Consider the following 23,208-nt stretch of genomic DNA (forward strand, 5'->3'; position numbering starts at 1 on the left):
TGAAAATGGAAAAGGAAAAACCAATTGAACTGCTTGAAAAAATCAGGGAAGCCAATCCGCTTATCCATAATATCACGAATATTGTGGTGGCTAATTTCACAGCAAACGGGCTGCTGGCACTTGGCGCATCTCCGGTAATGGCCGATGCGGTGGAAGAAGTTGCCGATATGGCGAAAGCGGCAAATGCGGTCGTATTAAATATCGGCACTTTGAATGAAAAAGCCGTCGAAGCCATGATTTTGGCGGGAAAGTCTGCAAATGAAAATGGCGTTCCGGTCGTCCTTGATCCGGTAGCTGCCGGTTCAACCCGTTACCGGACAGAAACGGCAAAAAAATTGCTGAAAGAAATCCGCTTCACATCCATCAGGGGAAATGCCGGAGAAATCGCCAATCTGGTCGGAATAGATGCCAAAGTTAAAGGCGTCGATGCAGGAGATACCAGCCTGGATACGGGCGAACTCGCTTTGAAAGCAGCAAAAACGCTTCATACAACGGTCGTGGTAAGCGGCAAGACAGATGCGGTGTCAAACGGTTCCGAACTCTATCTCGTACATAACGGCCACCCGCTTTTAACAAAAGTCACCGGGACAGGCTGCCTTTTGTCCGCAGTTTGCGGCGCCTTTCTCGCTGTTGAGGAAGATCCGGTTCAGGCATCCGTTTCGGCGCTTGCGATTTACGGCGCTGCTGCGGAAATCGCAAGGGAAAAAACAGGCGGGGATTTGCCGGGCAGTTTTCAAATGGCATTTTTAGACCAGCTGGCAGAAATAGGGGCTGAAGAAATCCAAAAATATGCCTCTTTTGAAAAGAAAGAAGGATGAACGTCATGAAAAAAGCACTTACCATTGCCGGTTCTGATTCCGGGGGCGGTGCCGGCATCCAGGCAGACTTGAAAACATTTCAGGAATTGGAAGTATACGGCATGTCCGTGATTACCGCGGTGACAGCGCAAAATACACGCGGCGTCCAGGGGGTATTTCCGCTCGGACCCGAAGCCGTCTCCCGCCAATTGGAGTCCATTGCCGGAGATATGGGGACGGATGCGCTAAAAACCGGCATGTTGTTTGATTCCGGCATCATCGAAGTGGCCGCGGAAAAAATCAAAACCTACCGCTGGGAAAAACTCGTTGTGGACCCGGTGATCATTGCAAAAGGCGGGGAAACCCTTTTGCAAAAGGAAGCGGTTCAAGCCTTAAAAAGCAAGCTGCTTCCGCTCGCCTTCATTGTGACGCCGAATCTTCCGGAAGCAGAGGAACTGGCAGGAATGCCCATCCGAAATGCCGGGGATCGGAAGGAAGCGGCACGCATCATTGCGGATTGCGGCCCCCGGTATGTCCTTATTAAAGGCGGCCATAACGCATCTTCCCCGGTTTCGAGCGACTTGCTTTTTGACGGGGTGAATTTTTACGAATATACAGCGAAAAGGTACGCAACAAAAAATACGCACGGCACCGGCTGTACGTTTTCTTCGGCGATTACGGCGGAATTGGCAAAAGGCGCGGATATATTTGCTGCAGTGTCGACAGCAAAAGCATTCATTTCCGCCGCGATCGAAGACGGCATTCAAATTGGACACGGGCACGGGCCGACAAACCATTGGGCGTACCAAAAAAGGAGAATGAAAAACGGATGACAGCCGAATATTTGCGTGGCGCATTGAAACTGTATTTTATTATGGGCAGCCCGAACTGCACGCTGCCGCCGGAACAAGTGCTGGAAAAGGCCATCAGGGGCGGCGTCACCCTTTTTCAATTCCGTGAAAAAGGGAACGGTGCACGAAAAGGCGAAGAAAAGAAAGCGCTTGGTGAAAAATTGAAGTGGATATGCCAAAAAAACGGGATTCCTTTTCTTGTAAATGATGATATTGCACTTGCGTTGGAACTGGATGCTGATGGTGTGCATGTCGGGCAGGAAGATGAACCGCTGGCATCCGTACGAGAAAAGTTTGGGGATAAGATCATCGGCGTCTCGGCCTATACGTTGGAGGAAGCCAGGCAGGCAGCAAACGGAGGCGCGGATTATCTTGGCGTCGGCCCCATTTTTCCGACGAAATCGAAAGAAGATGCGAAAGAAGCGAAAGGCACAGCCGTCATTCGCGAAATCCGCCAAAATGGCATCCGGATTCCAATTGTCGGAATTGGCGGCATAGGGCCGGGCAATGCAAAAAGCGTCATAGAAGCGGGCGCAGACGGCGTTTCCGTCATTTCTGCGATCGCAGGCGCGGAAGATGCAGAAGCGGCAGCTGTCCTGTTGAAAAGGGAGCTCGCTTTATAATGAAGGCGTAAAGCCCTGCGCCTTTTGACAGTTTAAAAATGGAATCAAGATAAGCCGGGTGTAGGAGCCTGGCTTTTTTGGTGCCAAGCAGGCTGAATGGCGGTGAATTTTTTGCGAGAATTTTTCAATATCTTGGTTGATAAAACGTTTGTTCTTGTGATAAAATACAAACAAACATTCCGGTGGAAGGGAAGGTGAGGGCTGTTAAAACCAGATAACCTCTCATCATTTGTTGTTTTTTGTGCTGGCAAGGCGCAGAGAATGGTTTATGCGAATAAGGGGGAGAGGCAGTGGAAAATTACAGAAAATGGGAGGATGTACCGGAAAATCTGAAAACAAAAACACAGCTGAAAGCATTAAAACGGAAGCCTGTCGGGGAACCCAAAGCGATGAAAATCGGCTATCGCGGAAAAAAATATCCTTTGTACGATATAAACGAAACACAGGTCGTGAAACAAAGACAAACGGATATATCCAAACTCGAAATGACGATTCATAACATCGCTGAATCTCTATATATTATCAACAAGTCAGCTAAAAAAAGCAGGGATACAAAAAAGATAAACTATTTTGACAGGAATTATGGTGTGGTCAACAGAGCAAAAACACGGCAATTAAAACTGTATGCATTAAAAGATGCTGTCCTCCGCAAGTTGCTTGATGAAAATAAGGCTGAAATGATCGGCTATCATACTCAGAATGGAAAGAAATTGCTGCTCATTCAGCTGGAAGACTACACCTTTCATTTACCGGCAGAACAAGGCCAGACGAAATGTTTGAAGCACCTGGGCGAAATTGCTATTATTCCGGCAGCGGCAACAAGAAAAGTTACGCTAAAATATAATGAAGCGGTAAAACTTTTAGAAACCTTTTTGCAAAAGGATTGAAAACAGCGAATCCGGAAAGTCAAACGGGAGACATGCGGGATTTTCTTAAAATGTTTTTCAAAGTTTACGCAAATGATGGTAAAATTTAGATAGCAATTTGGGAAAGGAGCAGGCATGATGGCGGACGGTGTTGTTGTTTCGGTAAATACAGGCAAACCAAAGGCGCTTGCCTATAAACAGAAAGTGGTGCAGAGTGGCATTTTTAAAACACCACAGGAAGGCCCGGTATATCTGGCAAAAGAAAATTTCGAAGGGGACAAGCAGGCGGACCTTGTGCATCATGGCGGAGCGGATAAAGCAGTCTGCGTGTATGTTGGTGATCATTTTCCGGTATGGGGGAAGAAATTTAACCGGACTTTTGAGCCGGGGGCATTTGGCGAAAATATTACGCTCTCGGGATGTTCGGAAGCAGATATCCATATCGGCGATGTTTTTCAAATGGGGGAAGCGGTTGTGCAGGTATCACAGCCGCGGGAGCCTTGCTATAAAATTGCTGCGAAACACGGATTGGACAGTTTTCCTGCCGATATTGTGGAAACTGGCTGGTCCGGCTTCTATATGCGTGTGCTCGAAGAAGGTTTTGTCCGGAAAAATGACAGCTTTATCCTCCTTGAAAAAGGGGAAAAACAGCTTTCCATCCTGCATATTAATAAAATCAGATACCATGATAGAACAAATTTTGATGCGATAGAAGAAATTTTAAGTGTAAAGGCACTTGCCGGCGACTGGCAAAAAGCATTCCGAAAATTATGGATGAAAAAAGGGAATAGATAAAAGAAGCGGCAGCTGTGACAGTTTTCTCCAATGTAAACATACGAAGGAGTACTGGGGTTCCCTGAAAATGACCGGTACGTATGTAACTGAGGAAGTTCAATGCCGTTCCGCCATCTTAACTCGCAGCATAGATCCCTGTTTCTTCATTATATTAAGGAGCAGGGATCTTAAAAAAAGATGGAAAACATTACCTTGCTCGTATGTGTAAAATTTTACTCGAAGGGGCAAATGAGTGGAAAAAAATGGGAAGACACTCTATCATCTAAATGTACACCTTGAATGAACATCTAGAGAGAGGTCTTCCCATGGATATTATATCAATAATTGCTGGATTATTAAAGAATACAAAGAGTCTTATGGAGTTTGAAGAACAGGTTAAAATTCTGATGCAGAAGGTTTTTACACAATGGGTTGGGGATGTATTTGAGGAGTTAGATAAAACAATAAAACAGAAGAAGTTGGAGGAAGGCTGGGAGTACTGCCGGAGTGATAACAGAAGCGTTCAGTTTCTATTTGGAAGTGTGACTTTTAAACGATCATTAATGCGTGATAAGAGAGGGAACTCACATTATCCTTTGGATGAATGCTTGGGGCTGTTACCCCACCAGAGATATAGCCCGTTAGTGGAATTAAAGGTGGCAGAGTTGGCAAGTGAGAACACCTATCGGGAGGCGGCGAATATTTTAAAAGAATGGACAGCCGTGAGTCTTAGTCATACAACTGTAGGGGAAATGGTGAAACGCGTAGGGAAAACGCAGGCGGAAGCCGACAAGGCCCTTGTAGAAGAGATGGAAATAGCTGCTTCACTGCCTGATGGGAAGAAGGTAGACTACCTGTTTTCCGAAGCAGATGGCGTATTCATCCGGGGACTGGAAAAGAAACAGGGTATGGAAGTCCACCATGCCATTCTCTATGAAGGTTGGGAAACCAATGGAAAAAGGGTCTCCCTGCGTCAGCCCACAGTCATCATGACAACGGAAGCCATCCAGACATTTTGGGATGAAGTCCAAGCCACAGCTGCCAACACCTATTCCCTCGAAAAAGCGCATGTCATTACAAACAGTGATGGAGGTGCTGGGTACACAGCTGAACGGTTTCAAACAGCATTCTCACAGTCGGAATTCCCGGTGCTCAACCAGCTGGATACCTACCACGTTGCACAAGCCATTGTAAAAACATTTGGGGGCGGAAAGAGCGAGATCAAGGAGCAGATTAGAAAAGCGATTAGAAAGCATGACCTAGACCAATTCACGTTATATTTGGATACGCACGAAAGCACCTTGACGGATAAAAAGGCCCTCAAGAAAATCAAGGAATTCCGTTCGTATATCTTGAAAAACTGGGACCGCATTTTTGACTGGAGAGACAGGGTGAAAAACGTGCCGGAAGGTGCGAGAGGCCTAGGAGCGATGGAATCGAATCAAAGGCATATCTCCTTCAGGATGAAAAAAAGGGGCATGCATTGGAGTGAACTTGGCGCAGAAGCCATGGTGAAAATCAAACAAGGCATACTCAATGGGACATTGAGAGAAGTCTATCTGAAACACCGTTCAAGAAGCGAGAGAAAGCAACGGAACTTGAAACAATCCATCAGGATGTCTCAACTACTCAAGCAGCCTGTACGCCCGTCAGTGGGCGTAAAGCACGGATCAGTTGCCCTGCATTCAAGCAGTTCATCGGCAATGGGACATTTAAGCAAAATATTAGAGCTTTCGTTTTAAGCTTGGCTCAGTGGGGACTGATCGTTGAGGCGCGCGAAATTTACGAGACTCCTGCGGGAAAAGCGAGCCAGGAGAGACCCCGCAGCGAGGTACGAGCGAGGAGGCTCGCCGGCCGCCCGCGGAAAGCGAGTGAATTTCGCGCGCCTCAACATCCCCGTTATCCATCTTTATACGGAAATATTACATCTTTTCCGAAAATTACACCGAGCAAGTGAAGCACGGTAGCCGAAAGTGTACAAAAAGAGTGTCTTGGAATACCCGATATTTAAACCTTGTCGAGAAAAACTTGACACATACCCTTGCTCTATCTTATTGACTTAAGTTACGGATAAATGTTATGATAAATGAGCTGACCCGTTAGGTGGATAAACAACGGGGTTAAAAAAAGATGTTGACAGCGAATTGATATTTTGATATAATAATTAAGTCACTGTTAAGAACAGCAAAGATTGTTCCTTGAAAACTGGACAAAACGAAACGTCAAATTCTTTTTGAGCTTTTATCAAACATCTTTACTGAGAGTTTGATCCTGGCTCAGGACGAACGCTGGCGGCGTGCCTAATACATGCAAGTCGTGCGGACCTTTTAAAAGCTTGCTTTTAAAAGGTTAGCGGCGGACGGGTGAGTAACACGTGGGCAACCTGCCTGTAAGATCGGGATAACGCCGGGAAACCGGGGCTAATACCGGATAGTTTTTTCCTCCGCATGGAGGAAAAAGGAAAGGCGGCTTCGGCTGCCACTTACAGATGGGCCCGCGGCGCATTAGCTAGTTGGCGGGGTAATGGCCCACCAAGGCAACGATGCGTAGCCGACCTGAGAGGGTGATCGGCCACATTGGGACTGAGACACGGCCCAAACTCCTACGGGAGGCAGCAGTAGGGAATCTTCCGCAATGGACGAAAGTCTGACGGAGCAACGCCGCGTGAGTGAAGAAGGCCTTCGGGTCGTAAAACTCTGTTGCCGGGGAAGAACAAGTGCCGTTCGAACAGGGCGGCGCCTTGACGGTACCCGGCCAGAAAGCCACGGCTAACTACGTGCCAGCAGCCGCGGTAATACGTAGGTGGCAAGCGTTGTCCGGAATTATTGGGCGTAAAGCGCGCGCAGGCGGCTTCTTAAGTCTGATGTGAAATCTTGCGGCTCAACCGCAAGCGGTCATTGGAAACTGGGAGGCTTGAGTGCAGAAGAGGAGAGTGGAATTCCACGTGTAGCGGTGAAATGCGTAGAGATGTGGAGGAACACCAGTGGCGAAGGCGGCTCTCTGGTCTGTAACTGACGCTGAGGCGCGAAAGCGTGGGGAGCAAACAGGATTAGATACCCTGGTAGTCCACGCCGTAAACGATGAGTGCTAAGTGTTAGAGGGTTTCCGCCCTTTAGTGCTGCAGCTAACGCATTAAGCACTCCGCCTGGGGAGTACGGCCGCAAGGCTGAAACTCAAAGGAATTGACGGGGGCCCGCACAAGCGGTGGAGCATGTGGTTTAATTCGAAGCAACGCGAAGAACCTTACCAGGTCTTGACATCCTCTGACCTCCCTGGAGACAGGGCCTTCCCCTTCGGGGGACAGAGTGACAGGTGGTGCATGGTTGTCGTCAGCTCGTGTCGTGAGATGTTGGGTTAAGTCCCGCAACGAGCGCAACCCTTGACCTTAGTTGCCAGCATTGAGTTGGGCACTCTAAGGTGACTGCCGGTGACAAACCGGAGGAAGGTGGGGATGACGTCAAATCATCATGCCCCTTATGACCTGGGCTACACACGTGCTACAATGGATGGTACAAAGGGCTGCGAGACCGCGAGGTTAAGCCAATCCCAGAAAACCATTCCCAGTTCGGATTGCAGGCTGCAACCCGCCTGCATGAAGCCGGAATCGCTAGTAATCGCGGATCAGCATGCCGCGGTGAATACGTTCCCGGGCCTTGTACACACCGCCCGTCACACCACGAGAGTTTGTAACACCCGAAGTCGGTGAGGTAACCTTTACGGAGCCAGCCGCCGAAGGTGGGACAGATGATTGGGGTGAAGTCGTAACAAGGTAGCCGTATCGGAAGGTGCGGCTGGATCACCTCCTTTCTAAGGAATAAAAGGAAAACTTCGTTTTCCAAAATCAAGTTTGACGTTTCCGTTTTGTTCAGTTTTGAAGGTTCAATCCTTCAGTATGTGTTCTTTGAAAACCGGATAGGAGAAACAAACCAAGTAAACCGAGAATCGCTTATTTTTGGATTTAAACCTTTTTATGGTTAAGTTAGAAAGGGCGCACGGTGAATGCCTTGGCACTAGGAGCCGATGAAGGACGGTACAAACACCGATATGCTCCGGGGAGCTGTACGTAAGCTTTGATCCGGAGATTTCCGAATGGGGAAACCCCCTGTCTTTAATCGGACAGGATTCCTGCCTGAATCCATAGGGCAGGAAGGGCACACCCGGGGAACTGAAACATCTCAGTACCCGGAGGAAGAGAAAGCAATTGCGATTTCCCAAGTAGCGGCGAGCGAACAGGAAACAGCCCAAACCGGAAGGCTTGCCTTCCGGGGTTGTAGGACACTCATATGGGAGTTACAAAAGAACGGGGTAAGTGAAGCGGCCTGGAAAGGCCTGCCGGAGAAGGTAAAAGCCCTGTAACTGAAACTTCGTTCTCTCCCGAGTGGATCCTGAGTACGGCGGGACACGAGGAATCCCGCCGGAATCCGGGAGGACCATCTCCCAAGGCTAAATACTCCCTAGTGACCGATAGTGAACCAGTACCGTGAGGGAAAGGTGAAAAGCACCCCGGGAGGGGAGTGAAAGAGATCCTGAAACCGTGTGCCTACAAGTAGTCAGAGCCCGTTAACGGGTGATGGCGTGCCTTTTGTAGAATGAACCGGCGAGTTACGGTCTCATGCAAGGTTAAGCTGAAGAAGCGGAGCCGCAGCGAAAGCGAGTCTGAACAGGGCGAAAGAGTATGAGGCCGCAGACCCGAAACCAGGTGATCTACCCATGTCCAGGGTGAAGGCAAGGTAACACTTGCTGGAGGCCCGAACCCACGCACGTTGAAAAGTGCGGGGATGAGGTGTGGGTAGCGGAGAAATTCCAATCGAACTTGGAGATAGCTGGTTCTCTCCGAAATAGCTTTAGGGCTAGCCTCAAGCGGAGAGTTTTGGAGGTAGAGCACTGTTTGGACGAGGGGCCCTCATCGGGTTACCGAATTCAGACAAACTCCGAATGCCAAAAACTTATGCTTGGGAGTCAGACTGTGAGTGATAAGATCCATGGTCGAAAGGGAAACAGCCCAGACCGCCAGCTAAGGTCCCAAAGTATACGTTAAGTGGAAAAGGATGTGGCGTTGCTTAGACAACCAGGATGTTGGCTTAGAAGCAGCCATCATTCAAAGAGTGCGTAATAGCTCACTGGTCGAGTGACGCTGCGCCGAAAATGTACCGGGGCTAAACGTATCACCGAAGCTGCGGATGGACACCGTTTGGTGTCCGTGGTAGGAGAGCGTTCTAAGGGCGTTGAAGCCGGACCGGAAGGACCGGTGGAGCGCTTAGAAGTGAGAATGCCGGTATGAGTAGCGAAAGAAGGGTGAGAATCCCTTCCACCGAATGCCTAAGGTTTCCTGAGGAAGGCTCGTCCGCTCAGGGTTAGTCGGGGCCTAAGCCGAGGCCGAAAGGCGTAGGCGATGGACAACAGGTTGATATTCCTGTACCGCCTCTTCACCGTTTGAACGATGGGGGGACGCAGGAGGATAGGGCAAGCGCGACACTGGTTGATCGCGTCCAAGCAGTTAGGCCGGTGCGGAGGCAAATCCTTCGCGCCAAGGCGGAGCTGTGATGGCGAGGGAAATTAAAGTACCGAAGTTCCTGATTCCACACTGCCAAGAAAAGCCTCTAGTGAGGTGAAAGGCGCCCGTACCGCAAACCGACACAGGTAGGCGAGGAGAGAATCCTAAGGTGAGCGAGAGAACTCTCGTTAAGGAACTCGGCAAAATGACCCCGTAACTTCGGGAGAAGGGGTGCTTTTTGGGGTGTATGCCCCGGGAAGCCGCAGTGAATAGGCCCAGGCGACTGTTTAGCAAAAACACAGGTCTCTGCGAAGCCGCAAGGCGAAGTATAGGGGCTGACACCTGCCCGGTGCTGGAAGGTTAAGGAGAGGGGTTAGCCGCAAGGCGAAGCTCTGAACTGAAGCCCCAGTAAACGGCGGCCGTAACTATAACGGTCCTAAGGTAGCGAAATTCCTTGTCAGGTAAGTTCTGACCCGCACGAAAGGTGTAACGATCTGGGCACTGTCTCAACGAGAGACTCGGTGAAATTATAGTACCTGTGAAGATGCAGGTTACCCGCGACAGGACGGAAAGACCCCATGGAGCTTTACTGCAGCCTGATATTGAATTTTGGTACAGCTTGTACAGGATAGGTAGGAGCCTTGGAAACCGGAGCGCCAGCTTCGGCGGAGGCATCGGTGGGATACTACCCTGGCTGTATTGAAATTCTAACCCGCACCCCTTACCGGGGTGGGAGACAGTGTCAGGCAGGCAGTTTGACTGGGGCGGTCGCCTCCTAAAAGGTAACGGAGGCGCCCAAAGGTTCCCTCAGAATGGTTGGAAATCATTCGCAGAGTGTAAAGGCATAAGGGAGCTTGACTGCGAGACTTACAAGTCGGGCAGGGACGAAAGTCGGGCTTAGTGATCCGGTGGTTCCGCATGGAAGGGCCATCGCTCAACGGATAAAAGCTACCCTGGGGATAACAGGCTGATCTCCCCCAAGAGTCCACATCGACGGGGAGGTTTGGCACCTCGATGTCGGCTCATCGCATCCTGGGGCTGTAGTCGGTCCCAAGGGTTGGGCTGTTCGCCCATTAAAGCGGTACGCGAGCTGGGTTCAGAACGTCGTGAGACAGTTCGGTCCCTATCCGTCGCGGGCGCAGGAAATTTGAGAGGAGCTGTCCTTAGTACGAGAGGACCGGGATGGACGCACCGCTGGTGTACCAGTTGTCTTGCCAAAGGCATCGCTGGGTAGCTATGTGCGGAAGGGATAAGTGCTGAAAGCATCTAAGCATGAAGCCCCCCTCAAGATGAGATTTCCCACAGTTTAACTGGTAAGATCCCTGAAAGATGATCAGGTTGATAGGTCCGGGGTGGAAGCGCGGTGACGCGTGCAGCTGACGGATACTAATCGATCGAGGACTTAACCACGAAAAGCGAAGGTGCCTTGTTTAGCCCCGACAAGCGAATGTTCTGACCGGAACGGAGCCGTCTTTTGGCTCCGTGGCGGGCAGGTGATTCGACCTCGAGGGGCTAGGCACCGGAGCTGGACAGTAGAAAAGTGAAGGGCGCCTTGGTCATCGGCGTACGGATTTCGGAGCTTTCGACTGAGATAAAGGAAACACGGCGAGCCCCTAAAGGCGAGTCGATGCCCGCTTATCGTAGGGAGAAAGCGCAGAAATACGCTAGCCGATAGGCGCTGGAGCTAGACAATTTTCAAAGTTAGAAACCAAAGCTATTCTCCGTTTACAGTTTTTTCTCCCATCCGGTTTTCAGGGAACACATCCCAAATAAAATACAGGTCCGGTGATGATGGCGGAAAGGACACACCCGAACACATCCCGAACTCGGAAGTTAAGCTTTCCAGCGCCGATGGTAGTTGGGGGTTTCCCCCTGCGAGAGTAGGACGTTGCCGGGCCAAAGCAAACCGCAGATTACGATCTGCGGTTTTTTCAGTGCGCCGTGCATGGCGATTCGCTAGGCGGTGTAAGTCCGCTATGGGGGTAGGTAGCGACCAACCATTAGCCAAGAGCAAGGGTGTCCATCGTGAGATGGAATCTGAAGGAAGCTGGAGGCAAAATTCTGACCCGAGGAACACGAACATCATTAGGCGTACTCTCTCAGGGTAAGGCTGCTGAACAAGTCAAAGCCCAAAAGCTATCCGGATGTGGAAACGTAAATGGTGCGGGTACATGGAATGAAAGTGAATCACCTTACCACGGGAGGTCTCACGGACAGGTGGAAACAGAGTATGAAACCTGGTTGAAACAAGATTTGCCGTGAGAAGTCAGCAGAAGCCATAGTACGGAGATGCCTGGGGCATCGAAGGAAGGGCTGAACTAAAGGAAGTGGAAGTCAATGAAAGTTACCGAAGAAACGAACAAATGCAGAAAACAGGAAGAAACCTGCTGTCAAAAAGATACTGCGGAACAGGAAGGATATGACAGAGGGCATAGTTTCAAGAGGATAACCGAAAACAACACCACTAACACCAACAGACAGAACGAATGGATGCTTGAACGAATCCTTTCAAGTAATAACCTGCACCGTGCCTATAAAAAGGTAAAGAAAAACAAAGGTGCGGGCGGTGTCGATGGAATGAAAACAGGTGAACTTTTGGCATACCTAACTGAACACCAGAGGGAACTCGTCCTCTCCATTCGAAATGGGACATACAAGCCCCAACCCGTTAGAAGGGTAGAAATACCAAAAGACAACGGAAAAACAAGGAAACTTGGAATACCAACGGTAGTGGACCGAGTCATCCAACAAGCCATTTCGCAGGTCCTAGTCCCTATATATGAAAGAAAGTTTTCAGACAATAGCTATGGTTTCCGACCACATAGAAGTACACATCAGGCACTTCTCAAGTGCCAAAGGAATGTAAATGAAGGATACCAGTATGTAGTAGATCTGGACTTAGAACAGTACTTTGACACGGTAAACCATAGTAAGCTTATCCAGATATTGAGTGAAACAATTCACGACGGACGTGTAATCTCCTTAATCCATAAATTCCTAAATGCAGGTGTTATGATCAAAGGGGTAAGGACAACAAATGATTTCGGTGTTCCACAAGGAGGACCACTAAGTCCGCTTCTTGCCAATGTAATGTTAAACGAATTGGATAAAGAAATGGAAGCAAGAAATCACCGATTTGTCCGTTACGCTGATGATGTGATCATATTCTGCAAAAGCCGAAGAAGCTGTGAAAGAACATACCATAACATTCTCCCATTCATTGAGAAGAAATTGCGACTCAAAGTGAACCGAGAGAAGACGATGATCACACATATCAGAAACATCAAATTCTTAAGTTATGGATTCTACCTTTATGAAGGAAAATGCAAATTCCGGGTACACCCGAAGGGTGTTCAAAAATTAAAGGAGAAAATTCGCACAATCACAGGAAGGAGCAACGGATTAAGCGTAGAGGAAAGAAAGAAAAGGCTAAATGACACTGTCCGAGGATGGGTAAATTACTACAAGCTAGCGGATATGAAAAGTCTGGTAACCAGACTGGACCAATGGACACGAAGAAGAATGCGAATGGTAACTTGGAAAAGATGGAAGAGAGTACGCACAAGATTTTATTGGCTCAAGAAATTAGGGATCAATAAAAGAAAGGCGTGGGAATGGGCTAACACAAGAAAAGGCTACTGGAGAATCTCCGGCAGCCATATCTTAGCCAGAACCCTTACGAACGAACTCTTTCGAAGAGCAAGGTATATAAGTTTTCTGGATTATTATCTGTTTGTACGGTCGTAAACTTTAGAACCGCCGTGTACGGAACCGTACGCACGGTGGTGTGAGAGGTCGGCTAATCAAATAATGATTAGCCTCCTACTCGATTGCACTTTATAAATCCGGTAGTTGGTCTTCCTTTAAATGGAACGCTCACATCAAATGAAGTAGTTGTTCTTTTAAATGGCTGCAGTTATGATATCCGGAAAAACAGATCGGCTTCAGTTTCATGTGCGTCATCAAACATTCCGGTTTCCTCCTTTAGTGTCCAAATAGATCATATTTTCTAACAAGGTGAACTGAACCAAGCCGGCTGGATTATTTGTTTTTCGCCTTTTTAATTTTATGATCAATGACGGAAATTCCGGTAAACTCTATCAATAAAAGAAGAGGAATGAAAAGACTGTTTACGGTTTTAAAATATAAAACTACGATAAGAAACAGGAATAAAATGGCAGCACTAAAAATATATCTCAATTTCAGGAAACGAACGATCTGTTTATTGGGTATGTTATTCATATGATGGGATTCTTTTATAAAAAAGGAATCGATTTTAGACAGTTTCTTCGTTTTCATAAGAACGAGATACCGGTAAAGCAAAAAAAGTATAAGAATGATCATAGCAAAACCTAACACAGTATTTATCACTGTATCAAACATTTCGGAGCCCCCATTTCCGCATCCTTTACAGTCTCAACATAACATATTGCTTCAAAAATGACTATCCATAATTGACCGTTGATTCACGCTGAAAAAGTAAACGGACAATGTAAAAGAAGGAAATCCGCAGTTCTTGTGCTACAATAGATGACGATAAGAAAATAGAGAATTGTGCCAACCGATTGATAAATGGATTTCAGCTGCCGGGGCGAAAAGAAATGATAAAGGGCTGGCAAAGGAGGAAGCAAGAGAGGAGGTTAATAAATGGATTTCATTCCCATTCAAGTCAGGCAGCATCTCCAGTATATTCTCCCGTTCCGAAGGGATTCTTTTATCGTAAGCTTCGGAACGGATGCAAATTTCAATGCAAGAGAGTACCTTGAATGGCTTGAAATGCAGCAAGTACGATTTCCGGAAGGTTTTATGCTTGCGATTGAAAATGGTGTTCCAATTGGACAGCTTGAGGTGACACGTAAAGATTTTGAAGGTAAACCGATTGGCTATGTCAACTTGTACTATCTTATTCCGGAAAAACGTGGCTCGGGTCTTGGCGCTGAACTACATGCGTATGCGATGAGCGTTTTCAAAAAACATCAATTGGAGGAATACCATCTCAGAGTATCCCCGACAAATAAGCAAGCCATTTCGTTCTATGAGAAAATGGGAATGAAATGGCTAAAGCCCGAAATGGACGGGAAAGTGTTCCGGATGGCAGGAAAGGTTTAGAACATTAACGATAAAAGAAAAAGCGGACAGGAGAGGAGCAAATGCATATCCGTATTTTAAAGGAGTCTGATGCTGACGCATATCAGAAACATCGATTTATAAAGGCCATGTTTACGGCATGTTTGTCGCATGAACTTCGAGAGGAAAGGGAGTGGGGAGACACTTTAAAAAAACGCATAAGCATAGCGAAAGAAACCAAAGGCCTGGAAAAACAAATCAATTTAACTGTTGTTTTCGGAAATCCAATCGCAAAGAAACGCTACAAGGGCGCATTTTCAAAAGCATTCATTTAGCGTAGTAGGGGGGACTGCATTGAAAAACAACAGAGCGCCAATTGTGATCATAAGTTTAATTGCAGTTGTGCTTTTGTTCCTGGCAGCGGCATACATCCTAGGATTTGGCTATCATATTCTATCCGTATTTTTTGTGTTTTTAGCCCTATTTGTTCTCTGTATTCCTGTGTATGTGATTGCCAGATTCCTATCCAGTTTTAAAAAGGGAACACAAGCAGCCCCATCCATCAAAGTCAAAACAATGGATACGGTGAATGCAGTCGTGCTTATTTGCCTGTTTATCGTGGGGTGTTATCTGAACGCTTATGGTGCAAGGGCAGGCGAACAGCTGCACGTTTATGAAATTGGAGGGCGGGCGGACGGCTATGCTTCATTGGCTCCTAATCATATCTTTTCAGCGATTGTGTTGGTTGTACTGGGCATGGCTGTTTTTTGCAAGAAAAAAGTGCAGAGTATTGCAGTATATAAATTCGTTTATACCGCATAAAAATTCAATCTGAATTCTCGCTATTAAGGGCTTGACATGGAGCCTCTGCAGCCATGATTCTTTTGCCAAGCGGCCAGCTGTAACAGATTTGGCAAACCCAAACAGGTTATCATGGCTACCCCTCCATGTAAAGCCCCTCTGCATAACCATTTGCATAGAAATTTTGCACATCTCTGCACTTTAATTTTTCAATAAACACATGGCTGGGTTCCTGATATTGAATTTTTATGCCGGCCGGGTTTCACCGGTTATCTATGTCGTGAGCAGTACGATACTGGTTTTAAATATTGGGTTTGCTACTGTTTATTTTACACATACGCTATTCTCAAAACTGGGGGATATGTATTCCGTCCGAGCATTTCAATATAGCTTATTTTGCCTTGCTTTACTGTATATCACCAAGTTAAAAGATTCACTGAATGAGTTTTCAATAAAAATGAGGAAAGAGACTGTACAGTATAAGGGATTTCTTCTTTTACTCTTTAAAATTTCCGTACGGTATAGTAAAATGCCTCGATTGTGGGCGATTTGTTTTTTTCCTGTTTTGCTTATTGTCCAAATGGTCCTCATATTATTTGGTCAGCGGCCGGACAGCTTTATCCGTTTGTTTTTAGATACAAGTTCTTTCACCTATTCCAGGATACCCAATCCCCCTCCGGAAATGTTAAAGGGAGACGAACACTATTTATGTTCTGTGGCAGCGAGGGGTCACACAAAAGTCGTTAAGCCGGTAAGGGCAGGGCTCCGGCACGGCAAAAGAATTCCTGTGAACCGCCAGCTGCTTGTTGCGAACGCTTTCGAACATCTACTTGAAGAATACATGCCGCGTATGCATCACTTCATCCGCTATATTTATGATAAATACGGTTATCCTCTCAGCAGGCATATCCGTACAAAGTGGTCAGCTGACCTTGTCTATCTTTTCATGAAACCTTTGGAATGGTTTTTTCTGTTTATCTTATATACAGTGGATCAAAAACCGGAAAACAGGATTCAGATTCAATATAGCGAACTGCGTAAATAACGATCATCATCGTTTTATATCTGAACCCGGTTCGTATCAGCCGGGTTCAATCTTGGTGTCCAAATGCCAGTCTGCATTTTCATCGGGGCGCAAAGCCTGAATTAAGTATAAATTTAACGCCTCAAGCTGTCCGCCTACTGCCACTCTTTCCGGTTCCTCTACATGAGCCATTAAAATCAGTCCGTCCCATATGTTCACCATAAAATTGACAATCGTTTCAAGCGGCTGTACCGGGTGAAATTCACCCTGTTTTACGCCCTCTTCTAGAAGCGCTAAAAAGCTTTTCATGGCCCGGGTATACCTTTTTTGGAAAAATGCCTTTCTTTCCGGATTGCGCCACCTGGTGACAGAGTATTCATACATCACGATCCCGTAAGGATTTGGCAAACTTTGGAAAACCACTTTCTGATAGGCTTGAATGGCATCCCATACTTTTTCATGGCTGCTTGCCAGGTCTTGAATGTACGTATAAAATGAATCGTCATTTTTTTCAATAACCGCCTGCATGATTTCCTCTGTGTTAGAAAAATACTGATACAGATTTCCTCTGCTAATGCCGGCTTCTTTTACGATATCCTGCATGGTAACAGGTTCATAGCCTTTTCGTTCAAACACCCGCTTCGCAGCATCCAATATATGATTTTTTCTTTCTTCAAGATGTTGTTTTGATACCCTCGGCGACATGAATTTCCTTCCTTTCTGCTTTTTTCATTGCGATTGCGGAAACGGCAGCAAGCAGGCAAGTGGTTCCGCCAGAGATCAGGAATGCGAGACGGACGCCAAACCACTCTGAAAGCGAGCCTCCAAGTAATATGCCAACAAGCACAGCGAGTGTAGAAAGGCTGTTGATGGTACCGAACACTCTTCCGGTATGCGTTTCAGGCGATTTCTTTTGGACGAGCACATCGAAAGGAATGACAGCCATTGTAAAAGAAAAACCCATCAGAAAAAAGACGCAAGGGTAAACGGCTTCAATGATGCCGATCGGCCAGCCGGTACCCGTACTTACCATGATACAACCCAAACCAAGTATGGCGGGGCTGATTTTTAAAGTGATTAATTTCTCCCCTAACTTTATTTTCGTAAACAGCACGGAAGCAGTAAGCATGCCAAAACCGCTTGCCGCAATACACCAGCTCGCAAAATGGACCGTTGCGTTCTTGATATCCCTTATTAGGGCTTGCTGAATAAGCAAAAGTCCTAGACTTGGTAAGGATACTGACAGCTTTGGCCGAACTTTAAATGCAAGGGTTTTATAAAAAATGCAGGAAAAACTTTGCACTCTAAAGCTGATTCAACATACAGAGAGGACAGAATAAAGCATTTTCGCAGATGCATTCTCCTATGATATTGAGGTAGAGCTTGCTGACAAATCAGATACAAGCCATAATCGGATTCGTTCAGCAAGCCCTTATTAATATCATGGCCTGGGAATCAGAAATTTGCAAGGCCAGTATCATGGTACAAAAAACGATCAGACCTATTTTTAACACGGGAAAACCGGAGAGAAAGCGAAATCCTTCAGTTAGCGAGACCTTTTCCCGATGTTCTAGATCACTTTTTACCGGGCTCTGTAATGTTGGCGCCTTGATTCCAAACAGCAGGAGGGCGGAGAGGAAGAAAGAAATGGCATCAAGATAAAAAGCGCCTTTGATTCCGGTCAGGCTGATCAATGCGCCGCCTGCTACCGGCCCGATGATTTTGGCACTGTTATTGATCATCTCGCTTGTGCCGATTGCCGCCTGTATTTGGTTTTCACCAACAACTTGGCGAAGCAGGCCGCTTTCTGCAGGGGTGAAGACGGCTGAGAAAAAGCCCAAAAAAATAGAAAGATATAAACTTGCCAAAGCGAAACGGAAAAAGCAATCCCGAGCACACAACCGCAGCGGGCGAAATCCGAGAAGCTCATCAGCACTTTACGGTTAAACCGGTCTGCCAGCCAGCCGGCAGGGGATCCAAATAAAATTGACGGCAGCACCATGCATAATGTAATGCCTGCCATTGCAATCGGGTCGGCGTGCCACTTAAATGCCACTAATGCAAACAATGCAACAAGATGCAGCCAGTCGCCAAGATTTGAAACGGTTTGCGCACTGATTAAGAATAGAAAGGAATGATTTTTAAAAAGCGAATGCTTCATTATGCTCCTCCTTAAATGACACATGTGTCGTTTTTATAATTATAAGCGACATTCGTGTCATTTAACAGACTATTTTCGTCTTTTTCATAAAATTGGTTTTTTTGTGAGCATACAAGCACGAGAAGAGGGGGCGATGTGGTTGTTTCCGTCAGCACTTGCAACCGCAGCCGCTGTCGTATAAATATCTGAATGGCTGTCTATTCAGTTTACGATGACGGAATGAAGCGTTAAATGAGCTTATATATCGTGAGTATCATCATGATTGAAAATTTTTGCAGTTTTTTTCGGGATTTTTGGAAAAACAGGAGCCCTGACTGGGAGCCGATAATTGAACCAATCACCATAGAAAAAAGCCTGCACCACTTTACACAGGCAAATAGAAAGCCTATAATGGAAGAAAGTGAATATTTCAGACTACTAGGGGTGCCCGGATTGGCGGGCTGAGAGAAAAACATTTGGTTTTTCAACCCTTTGGACCTGATCCGGATCATGCCGGCGTAGGAAAGTAGGGATTTTGGGAAATTTTCTTGCTTATTAAAGTCAGGTCTTTTACAGGCCTGGCTTTTTTCTGTTGGAAGGGAGGGAAAATAGCTGCTTTTAGGGCGGTAACCGGAAAAACCTCGTCAATGACGACGGGCAGGAAGAAATAAAAACAAAAAGTAGGTGGAAGATTGCTATAGCAGGAAAAAATTCAAATGGTTGAACGGGCTTTGGAACGGTTTGCAGCTTGTACATATTGGAAGTTCGGATGAAAGGAGGTTTCCTAAATGAAGTGGCGAAAATGGCTGGGGGATTACGGACTTTTTTGCGTTACGATGCTGGTCTTGATAGCCGGCTGGCAGTGGGTCATACAGAAAGGGGTGATCCCGTCTTTCATTTTGCCGTCCCCTACCCAAATCTATGCATCTTTCATAGAAAATCACAGGCAACTAATAAATGTGCATTTGCCTGCGACAGTGGAGGAAGTCGGCATCGGTTTTCTTTTATCTGTTGCGGGTGGAGTGATGATCGGTGTCATCATGTATGTCTCCAAAACGGCTGAAAAAATCTTTTATCCGTTTCTTGTTATTTCGCAAACGATCCCGCTTGTCGCCGTATCACCTGTTTTTATGATGTGGTTCGGCTATTCAGTTTGGAGCAAGGTAGCGATTATTGTGTTAACGGCTATCTTTCCGATTGTAATCAGCACTTTTGACGGATTAAAAACCGTCGATCCCGCCTATCTGAATTTGTTTCGGACAATGGGCGCCAGCCGTTGGGATATTTTCCGAAAACTTTCTGTCCCGATGGCCCTTCCCCAATTTTTATCCGGCTTGAAATTATCGGTTGTATATTGTGTCAGCGGGGCAGCGATCGGAGAGTGGCTTGGCGCAACTGCGGGGCTTGGCTTTTTTAGCAAGCGAATGTCTGGGTATTTGCAGTCGGGCGCTGTTTTTTCGGCCGTTTTTCTTTTGGCTGCACTCGGCATGGGATTATTTTTGCTTATTTATGGGATGGAAAAAAGCTTATTGAAAAACAGAACAAAAATTTAGGGGGATTTTCAATGAAGAAACGATGGGTAATGGTCGCTGTACTGGCGTGTATGCTAGGTGCCTGCAGCAATCATTCGCAGCAAGCAACGAAACATGCGCAAAAAGTAACGATTATGCTGGATTGGTATCCAAATGCGGTTCATTCTTTTCTTTATGTAGCCAAGGAAAAAGGCTATTTTAAAGCGCAGGGTCTTGATGTCAGCATCAAAATGCCTTCTGACACAAATGACCCGTTAAAACTTGCGGCTGCGAATCGAATTGATATTGCATTAAGTTATCAACCCCAAGTGTTAATCGCGCGCGATGAGAATATTCCGGTCCAATCTTTTGGCACCGTCGTCCGCCATACGCTGAACCGTGTGATGGTGCCAGCTTCAAGCGGCATCCGCTCACCGAAAGACCTGGCGGGCAAAACGGTCGGCTATTCTTCCATTCCGCTGGAAGAAGCAGCCGTGCGGACAATGGTCAAAGCAGACGGGGGCGATCCGGACAAGGTGAAAACAGTGGATGTTGGCTATGATTTAATCCCTGCTCTGACAGCCCGTAAAACTGATGCGATCGTCGGCGGTTTTGTTAATCATGAACAGCTGCTGCTGGAAAAGGAAGGCGTACCCGTTAGAGCATTCAATCCGGCAAAATACGGTGTTCCGGATTATGCCGAACTCGTTTTCATCGCAAACGAAAATAAGCTGAAACAGCAGCCAGACATTTTTAAAAAATTTCTTGCTGCCGCCGAAAAAGGCCAGCAATATGTCAAAAAACATCCGGAAAAGGCGCTTGCCATTTTGTTAAAACATGAAGATGCCTCTTCACCGCTGGATAAAAATGTGGAAACGAAGAGCCTGCACATTTTGCTGCCGCTGATGAGCGAAAAAAATAAAACGATTGCCGATCAGGACCTGAAAAAATGGCAAGACGTTTCGGATTGGCTGTACCAGACAAAGATCACAAAAACACATGTCAATGCCGCAAAAGCTTTTGTCCATTTAGAAAATAAATAAGGAGCATTCTGGAAGCCAAATCGCTTTGGCTTCCGCCAGCATGGGATCACAAAACCGGGTGGCGGAACATGCAGAGTATGTTATTCGCTTCAAGCGCTGCATGTTCCTGCGGGAAGCCGCAAAAAAACCGCAGCTGTATGCCTGCGGTTTGCATGTTAAGCCTAAAAAGGGCCTCCGGGGCTTTGCCATCCTGCTGAACATAACGATCAAACGTCTCGGGCCAGGAAAAAACGCTTATCGCCTGGCCCAAATGGCAAAGCATGCGATGCGGCTCTTTCCGGAAAAAGCCGCATCGCATGCTTTGAGCAATGAATGGGACTGGTTAATACACCATGCTTTCATCGTGGTAATATTTAAATTCGAGCAAGTTGTTGGAGGGATCTTGGAGGAAAAATGTCCAATGTTCCTCTTGCCTGCCCCCAAACCGGACCATTTTCTCCTGGAAAAATGCCAAGCGGTTTTTCTTTGCGGATTGGAGGGTTTCCTCAAATGCTGCTTTATCCAAAAAAGTAATGCCGAAATGGCGGGGATACATTTTCGGGTTGGGGTCTATTTTTTCAGGGCTCAGATGGCAGACAACCTGGTCCCCGAAAAAATTGAAAGTGACCCGGTCATCATACCGGCGCGCCACCTTACAGCCTAATTTCTGATAGAAATCGGCTGTTTCATCAAGATCTTTGCACGGGATCGCCAAATGAAAAATTTTATCCGTTTTTCTCATGGGAATCTCCTCCAATAAAAAAAGTATCTGATCGCAAACCGAGCCTTAATGTTTCAAGCGCAAGGGCATCCGAAAAAGGGATGTTGGCCAGATTGGCATCCGGGCCGAGCTGTTGGATAAAAAAGCCTGGAGCTGCTTGTTGGGCGCTTCGAAAATGAAAGCATCGCGGGAATCCCGGAGTCCAGGATGGCCGCAAACATCTCCTCCCGTATTTCCCCGTCCCCGTTGCAAATGCCGCTCGTGCCGCTTTCCCTTGCCTCTGTCATCACTTTATATGCGCCTGCTTCTAAATCTTGACTAATCGATTCCAGCCATAACGCCGGCGTGTCGGCTATTGATTTGGCAGTATCTTTTGAGCCAACTTCACTTAACACTTTAAACTCCTTTGAAAATTCCGCAATATAATGGCACTTTTCCGGATTGGACAGCGGCAGGGTGCCATTTGAGATTTCAACATATTCGCATGCAAACCGCCGGCAGTATTGAACGTACCGATCCGTCTTTCCCTGGCTGGCAAACTTTTCAAATAAAGTGCCGCCGAAAAAGAAGGCAATGCCGTTTTGCCTCAGGTGATCTATTTTTTCTTCCAAATGGCGCGAAACCACCGATGTTCCCCAGCCGAATTTGACGAAATCAATATAAGGGGCTGCACTGTTCATGGTATCTTTAAAAAAGTTCAGCGGAATGCCATTGTCAATTAAGATGGTGATTCCGCAATCCCGCGGTTTCTCATTGCGTAAAGGCAGTGTCAAACCATGGTCATTCATCTTCAACCCTCACGATCGTTGGAAATTCTCCTGTTGGATCAATTTTCATAACAAACCCGCAGTCTGTTTCGTTGCTGCAAAATTCCAGGTCAGCCGGGTTAAATGCAGGCTGGCCGGGATCAAGAAATTTCTTTGCAACACTGGCATTTACAATCTCCTTGATCACTGATTCCGGCTTTATCGTGCCGGAGCCGGTAAGGATGCTTTCCATGTATAATGCGCATGCCAGGTCATCTTCCCCCGTCGGATGGGAAGCGATAATATTGATGCGGGCGTTGTCTTTGCCTTTCCATTTGCGCAGGACCCATTTTGCCGTCATTTTTGCATTCGAAAAGCCGGTAACATAGACTTCCTTTGCACAAAGGGCGCGGAAGGCTGCTTTTACCCCGTTTGTGGATGTTTGCACCAACGTTTTGCCGGCTAACGGCTGTTTGGCGATGGCGGCCGGTGAATGGCCCAAATCAAATCCCGGTATCGGAAGGCCGTTCCTTTCGCCCGTGAGCAAGACATGCGGGTATTTGTCTTTGATACAAAAAGCCGCTTCTTTTGAGTCTGCCAGCCATATCTCTTTTACGCCGCCCAAAAAGGCATGGTGGGCAACCGTAAACGCGCGGATCACATCGATCACAATATTGGCATCCCCGGCTTCCGGCGTGATCTCATTCCCCTGGTAAATGCGGATGTTCATCCATTCCCCCCTCATTCTGTGCAAAAAATACATAAAGTATA

The 23,208-nt window shown here is 46.9% G+C and carries 19 protein-coding genes, 3 rRNA genes, 1 pseudogene and 1 riboswitch; of the genes and pseudogenes, 16 read left to right on the top strand and 7 right to left on the bottom strand.

Going from position 1 to position 23,208, the window contains the following annotated elements; all coding sequences use genetic code 11:
• Window positions 1-5 precede the first annotated feature (5 nt).
• From thiM to NST20_RS07250, 14 genes are all read left to right on the top strand, one after another.
• Window positions 6-818, top strand: a complete 813-nt coding sequence (gene thiM / locus NST20_RS07185) for a hydroxyethylthiazole kinase (protein ID WP_237349281.1) — start codon at window positions 6-8, stop codon at window positions 816-818.
• Window positions 819-823: 5 nt separating this feature from the next.
• Window positions 824-1,630: a bifunctional hydroxymethylpyrimidine kinase/phosphomethylpyrimidine kinase gene (gene thiD, locus NST20_RS07190; protein WP_013859338.1), complete on the top strand. Its 807-nt coding sequence runs from the start codon at window positions 824-826 to the stop codon at window positions 1,628-1,630.
• Complete coding sequence (gene thiE / locus NST20_RS07195) at window positions 1,627-2,271, top strand: thiamine phosphate synthase (protein WP_342400330.1); 645 nt, start codon at window positions 1,627-1,629, stop codon at window positions 2,269-2,271. Before thiD ends, thiE begins: the two co-directional genes overlap by 4 nt.
• A 389-nt stretch (window positions 2,272-2,660) precedes the next feature.
• Complete coding sequence (locus NST20_RS07200; protein WP_230951764.1) at window positions 2,661-3,158, top strand: YkyB family protein; 498 nt, start codon at window positions 2,661-2,663, stop codon at window positions 3,156-3,158.
• 117 nt (window positions 3,159-3,275) lie between these two features.
• A complete protein-coding gene (locus tag NST20_RS07205; protein WP_265115320.1) occupies window positions 3,276-3,932 on the top strand; it encodes an MOSC domain-containing protein in 657 nt (218 codons plus the stop codon).
• 305 nt (window positions 3,933-4,237) lie between these two features.
• Window positions 4,238-5,653 carry an ISLre2 family transposase gene (locus tag NST20_RS07210; RefSeq protein WP_342400331.1) on the top strand — a complete coding sequence of 472 codons (1,416 nt, stop codon included), beginning with the start codon at window positions 4,238-4,240 and terminating at the stop codon, window positions 5,651-5,653.
• 511 nt (window positions 5,654-6,164) lie between these two features.
• Window positions 6,165-7,718, top strand: a 16S ribosomal RNA gene (locus NST20_RS07215).
• A gap of 165 nt (window positions 7,719-7,883) precedes the next feature.
• A 23S ribosomal RNA gene (locus NST20_RS07220) occupies window positions 7,884-10,815 on the top strand.
• Between the two features lie 371 nt (window positions 10,816-11,186).
• A 5S ribosomal RNA gene (gene rrf / locus NST20_RS07225) occupies window positions 11,187-11,302 on the top strand.
• The 16S, 23S and 5S rRNA genes sit together here, the layout of an rRNA operon.
• A gap of 440 nt (window positions 11,303-11,742) precedes the next feature.
• Entirely contained in the window at window positions 11,743-13,152 is a 1,410-nt protein-coding gene (gene ltrA, locus NST20_RS07230; RefSeq protein WP_013859304.1) for a group II intron reverse transcriptase/maturase, read from the top strand.
• 900 nt (window positions 13,153-14,052) lie between these two features.
• A complete protein-coding gene (locus NST20_RS07235) occupies window positions 14,053-14,514 on the top strand; it encodes a GNAT family N-acetyltransferase (RefSeq protein ID WP_013859342.1) in 462 nt (153 codons plus the stop codon).
• A gap of 41 nt (window positions 14,515-14,555) precedes the next feature.
• Complete coding sequence (locus NST20_RS07240) at window positions 14,556-14,807, top strand: hypothetical protein (protein ID WP_013859343.1); 252 nt, start codon at window positions 14,556-14,558, stop codon at window positions 14,805-14,807.
• Window positions 14,808-14,826: 19 nt separating this feature from the next.
• Window positions 14,827-15,294 carry a DUF6688 family protein gene (locus tag NST20_RS07245; RefSeq protein ID WP_041819053.1) on the top strand — a complete coding sequence of 156 codons (468 nt, stop codon included), beginning with the start codon at window positions 14,827-14,829 and terminating at the stop codon, window positions 15,292-15,294.
• Between the two features lie 199 nt (window positions 15,295-15,493).
• A complete protein-coding gene (locus tag NST20_RS07250; RefSeq protein WP_013859344.1) occupies window positions 15,494-16,318 on the top strand; it encodes a DUF6688 family protein in 825 nt (274 codons plus the stop codon).
• A 36-nt stretch (window positions 16,319-16,354) separates the two neighbouring features.
• On the opposite strand, the gene NST20_RS07255 is transcribed toward NST20_RS07250, so the two are convergent.
• The 4 genes from NST20_RS07255 to NST20_RS07270 form a co-directional block, all read right to left on the bottom strand.
• Window positions 16,355-17,002, bottom strand: coding sequence for a TetR/AcrR family transcriptional regulator (locus NST20_RS07255; RefSeq protein WP_013859345.1), 648 nt, complete (start codon window positions 17,000-17,002; stop codon window positions 16,355-16,357).
• Window positions 16,971-17,426, bottom strand: coding sequence for a hypothetical protein (locus NST20_RS07260; protein ID WP_342400332.1), 456 nt, complete (start codon window positions 17,424-17,426; stop codon window positions 16,971-16,973). The genes NST20_RS07255 and NST20_RS07260 overlap by 32 nt, the downstream gene beginning before the upstream one ends.
• Window positions 17,427-17,718: 292 nt before the next feature.
• Complete coding sequence (locus NST20_RS07265; RefSeq protein WP_342400333.1) at window positions 17,719-18,138, bottom strand: MFS transporter; 420 nt, start codon at window positions 18,136-18,138, stop codon at window positions 17,719-17,721.
• Window positions 18,036-18,458, bottom strand: a complete 423-nt coding sequence (locus tag NST20_RS07270; RefSeq protein ID WP_265115317.1) for an MFS transporter — start codon at window positions 18,456-18,458, stop codon at window positions 18,036-18,038. Before NST20_RS07270 ends, NST20_RS07265 begins: the two co-directional genes overlap by 103 nt.
• 409 nt (window positions 18,459-18,867) lie before the next feature.
• A riboswitch (TPP riboswitch) is annotated at window positions 18,868-18,979 on the top strand.
• Window positions 18,980-19,225: 246 nt separating this feature from the next.
• Here NST20_RS07270 and NST20_RS07275 point away from each other — a divergent pair.
• Both NST20_RS07275 and NST20_RS07280 read left to right on the top strand, forming a co-directional pair.
• On the top strand, window positions 19,226-19,990 hold the full coding sequence (locus NST20_RS07275; protein ID WP_013859347.1) for an ABC transporter permease: 765 nt from the start codon (window positions 19,226-19,228) through the stop codon (window positions 19,988-19,990).
• Window positions 19,991-20,001: 11 nt separating this feature from the next.
• Window positions 20,002-20,991, top strand: coding sequence for an ABC transporter substrate-binding protein (locus NST20_RS07280; protein ID WP_342400334.1), 990 nt, complete (start codon window positions 20,002-20,004; stop codon window positions 20,989-20,991).
• A 322-nt stretch (window positions 20,992-21,313) separates the two neighbouring features.
• On the opposite strand, the gene NST20_RS07285 is transcribed toward NST20_RS07280, so the two are convergent.
• The 3 genes and pseudogenes from NST20_RS07285 to NST20_RS07295 form a co-directional block, all read right to left on the bottom strand.
• The gene (locus NST20_RS07285; RefSeq protein WP_013859349.1) at window positions 21,314-21,712 is read right to left on the bottom strand and encodes a VOC family protein; all 399 of its coding nucleotides are present in this window, start codon (window positions 21,710-21,712) and stop codon (window positions 21,314-21,316) included.
• Window positions 21,696-22,479, bottom strand: a pseudogene (locus NST20_RS07290) (phosphosulfolactate synthase). Before NST20_RS07290 ends, NST20_RS07285 begins: the two are co-directional and overlap by 17 nt.
• The gene (locus NST20_RS07295; RefSeq protein ID WP_013859351.1) at window positions 22,472-23,167 is read right to left on the bottom strand and encodes a 2-phosphosulfolactate phosphatase; all 696 of its coding nucleotides are present in this window, start codon (window positions 23,165-23,167) and stop codon (window positions 22,472-22,474) included. The pseudogene NST20_RS07290 and the gene NST20_RS07295 overlap by 8 nt, the downstream one beginning before the upstream one ends.
• Between the last annotated feature and the right edge of the window lie 41 nt (window positions 23,168-23,208).

This window comes from Weizmannia sp. FSL W8-0676 (assembly GCF_038593015.1).
GTDB lineage: Bacteria > Bacillota > Bacilli > Bacillales > Bacillaceae_C > Weizmannia > Weizmannia coagulans.

What these genes read in the sequence shown, in the direction of transcription:
- NST20_RS07275 (WP_013859347.1), top strand. Translation starts at nt 19,226, where the DNA reads ATGAAGTGGCGAAAATGGCTGGGGGATTACGGACTTTTTTGCGTTACG.
- NST20_RS07205 (WP_265115320.1), top strand. Translation starts at nt 3,276, where the DNA reads ATGGCGGACGGTGTTGTTGTTTCGGTAAATACAGGCAAACCAAAGGCG.
- NST20_RS07240 (WP_013859343.1), top strand. Translation starts at nt 14,556, where the DNA reads ATGCATATCCGTATTTTAAAGGAGTCTGATGCTGACGCATATCAGAAA.
- NST20_RS07235 (WP_013859342.1), top strand. Translation starts at nt 14,053, where the DNA reads ATGGATTTCATTCCCATTCAAGTCAGGCAGCATCTCCAGTATATTCTC.
- NST20_RS07255 (WP_013859345.1), bottom strand. Translation starts at nt 17,002, where the DNA reads ATGTCGCCGAGGGTATCAAAACAACATCTTGAAGAAAGAAAAAATCAT.
- NST20_RS07210 (WP_342400331.1), top strand. Translation starts at nt 4,238, where the DNA reads ATGGATATTATATCAATAATTGCTGGATTATTAAAGAATACAAAGAGT.
- thiM (WP_237349281.1), top strand. Translation starts at nt 6, where the DNA reads ATGGAAAAGGAAAAACCAATTGAACTGCTTGAAAAAATCAGGGAAGCC.
- thiE (WP_342400330.1), top strand. Translation starts at nt 1,627, where the DNA reads ATGACAGCCGAATATTTGCGTGGCGCATTGAAACTGTATTTTATTATG.
- NST20_RS07260 (WP_342400332.1), bottom strand. Translation starts at nt 17,426, where the DNA reads ATGCTTACTGCTTCCGTGCTGTTTACGAAAATAAAGTTAGGGGAGAAA.
- ltrA (WP_013859304.1), top strand. Translation starts at nt 11,743, where the DNA reads ATGAAAGTTACCGAAGAAACGAACAAATGCAGAAAACAGGAAGAAACC.
- NST20_RS07285 (WP_013859349.1), bottom strand. Translation starts at nt 21,712, where the DNA reads ATGAGAAAAACGGATAAAATTTTTCATTTGGCGATCCCGTGCAAAGAT.
- thiD (WP_013859338.1), top strand. Translation starts at nt 824, where the DNA reads ATGAAAAAAGCACTTACCATTGCCGGTTCTGATTCCGGGGGCGGTGCC.
- NST20_RS07250 (WP_013859344.1), top strand. Translation starts at nt 15,494, where the DNA reads ATGGCTGGGTTCCTGATATTGAATTTTTATGCCGGCCGGGTTTCACCG.
- NST20_RS07295 (WP_013859351.1), bottom strand. Translation starts at nt 23,167, where the DNA reads ATGAACATCCGCATTTACCAGGGGAATGAGATCACGCCGGAAGCCGGG.
- NST20_RS07280 (WP_342400334.1), top strand. Translation starts at nt 20,002, where the DNA reads ATGAAGAAACGATGGGTAATGGTCGCTGTACTGGCGTGTATGCTAGGT.
- NST20_RS07270 (WP_265115317.1), bottom strand. Translation starts at nt 18,458, where the DNA reads ATGAAGCATTCGCTTTTTAAAAATCATTCCTTTCTATTCTTAATCAGT.
- NST20_RS07200 (WP_230951764.1), top strand. Translation starts at nt 2,661, where the DNA reads ATGAAAATCGGCTATCGCGGAAAAAAATATCCTTTGTACGATATAAAC.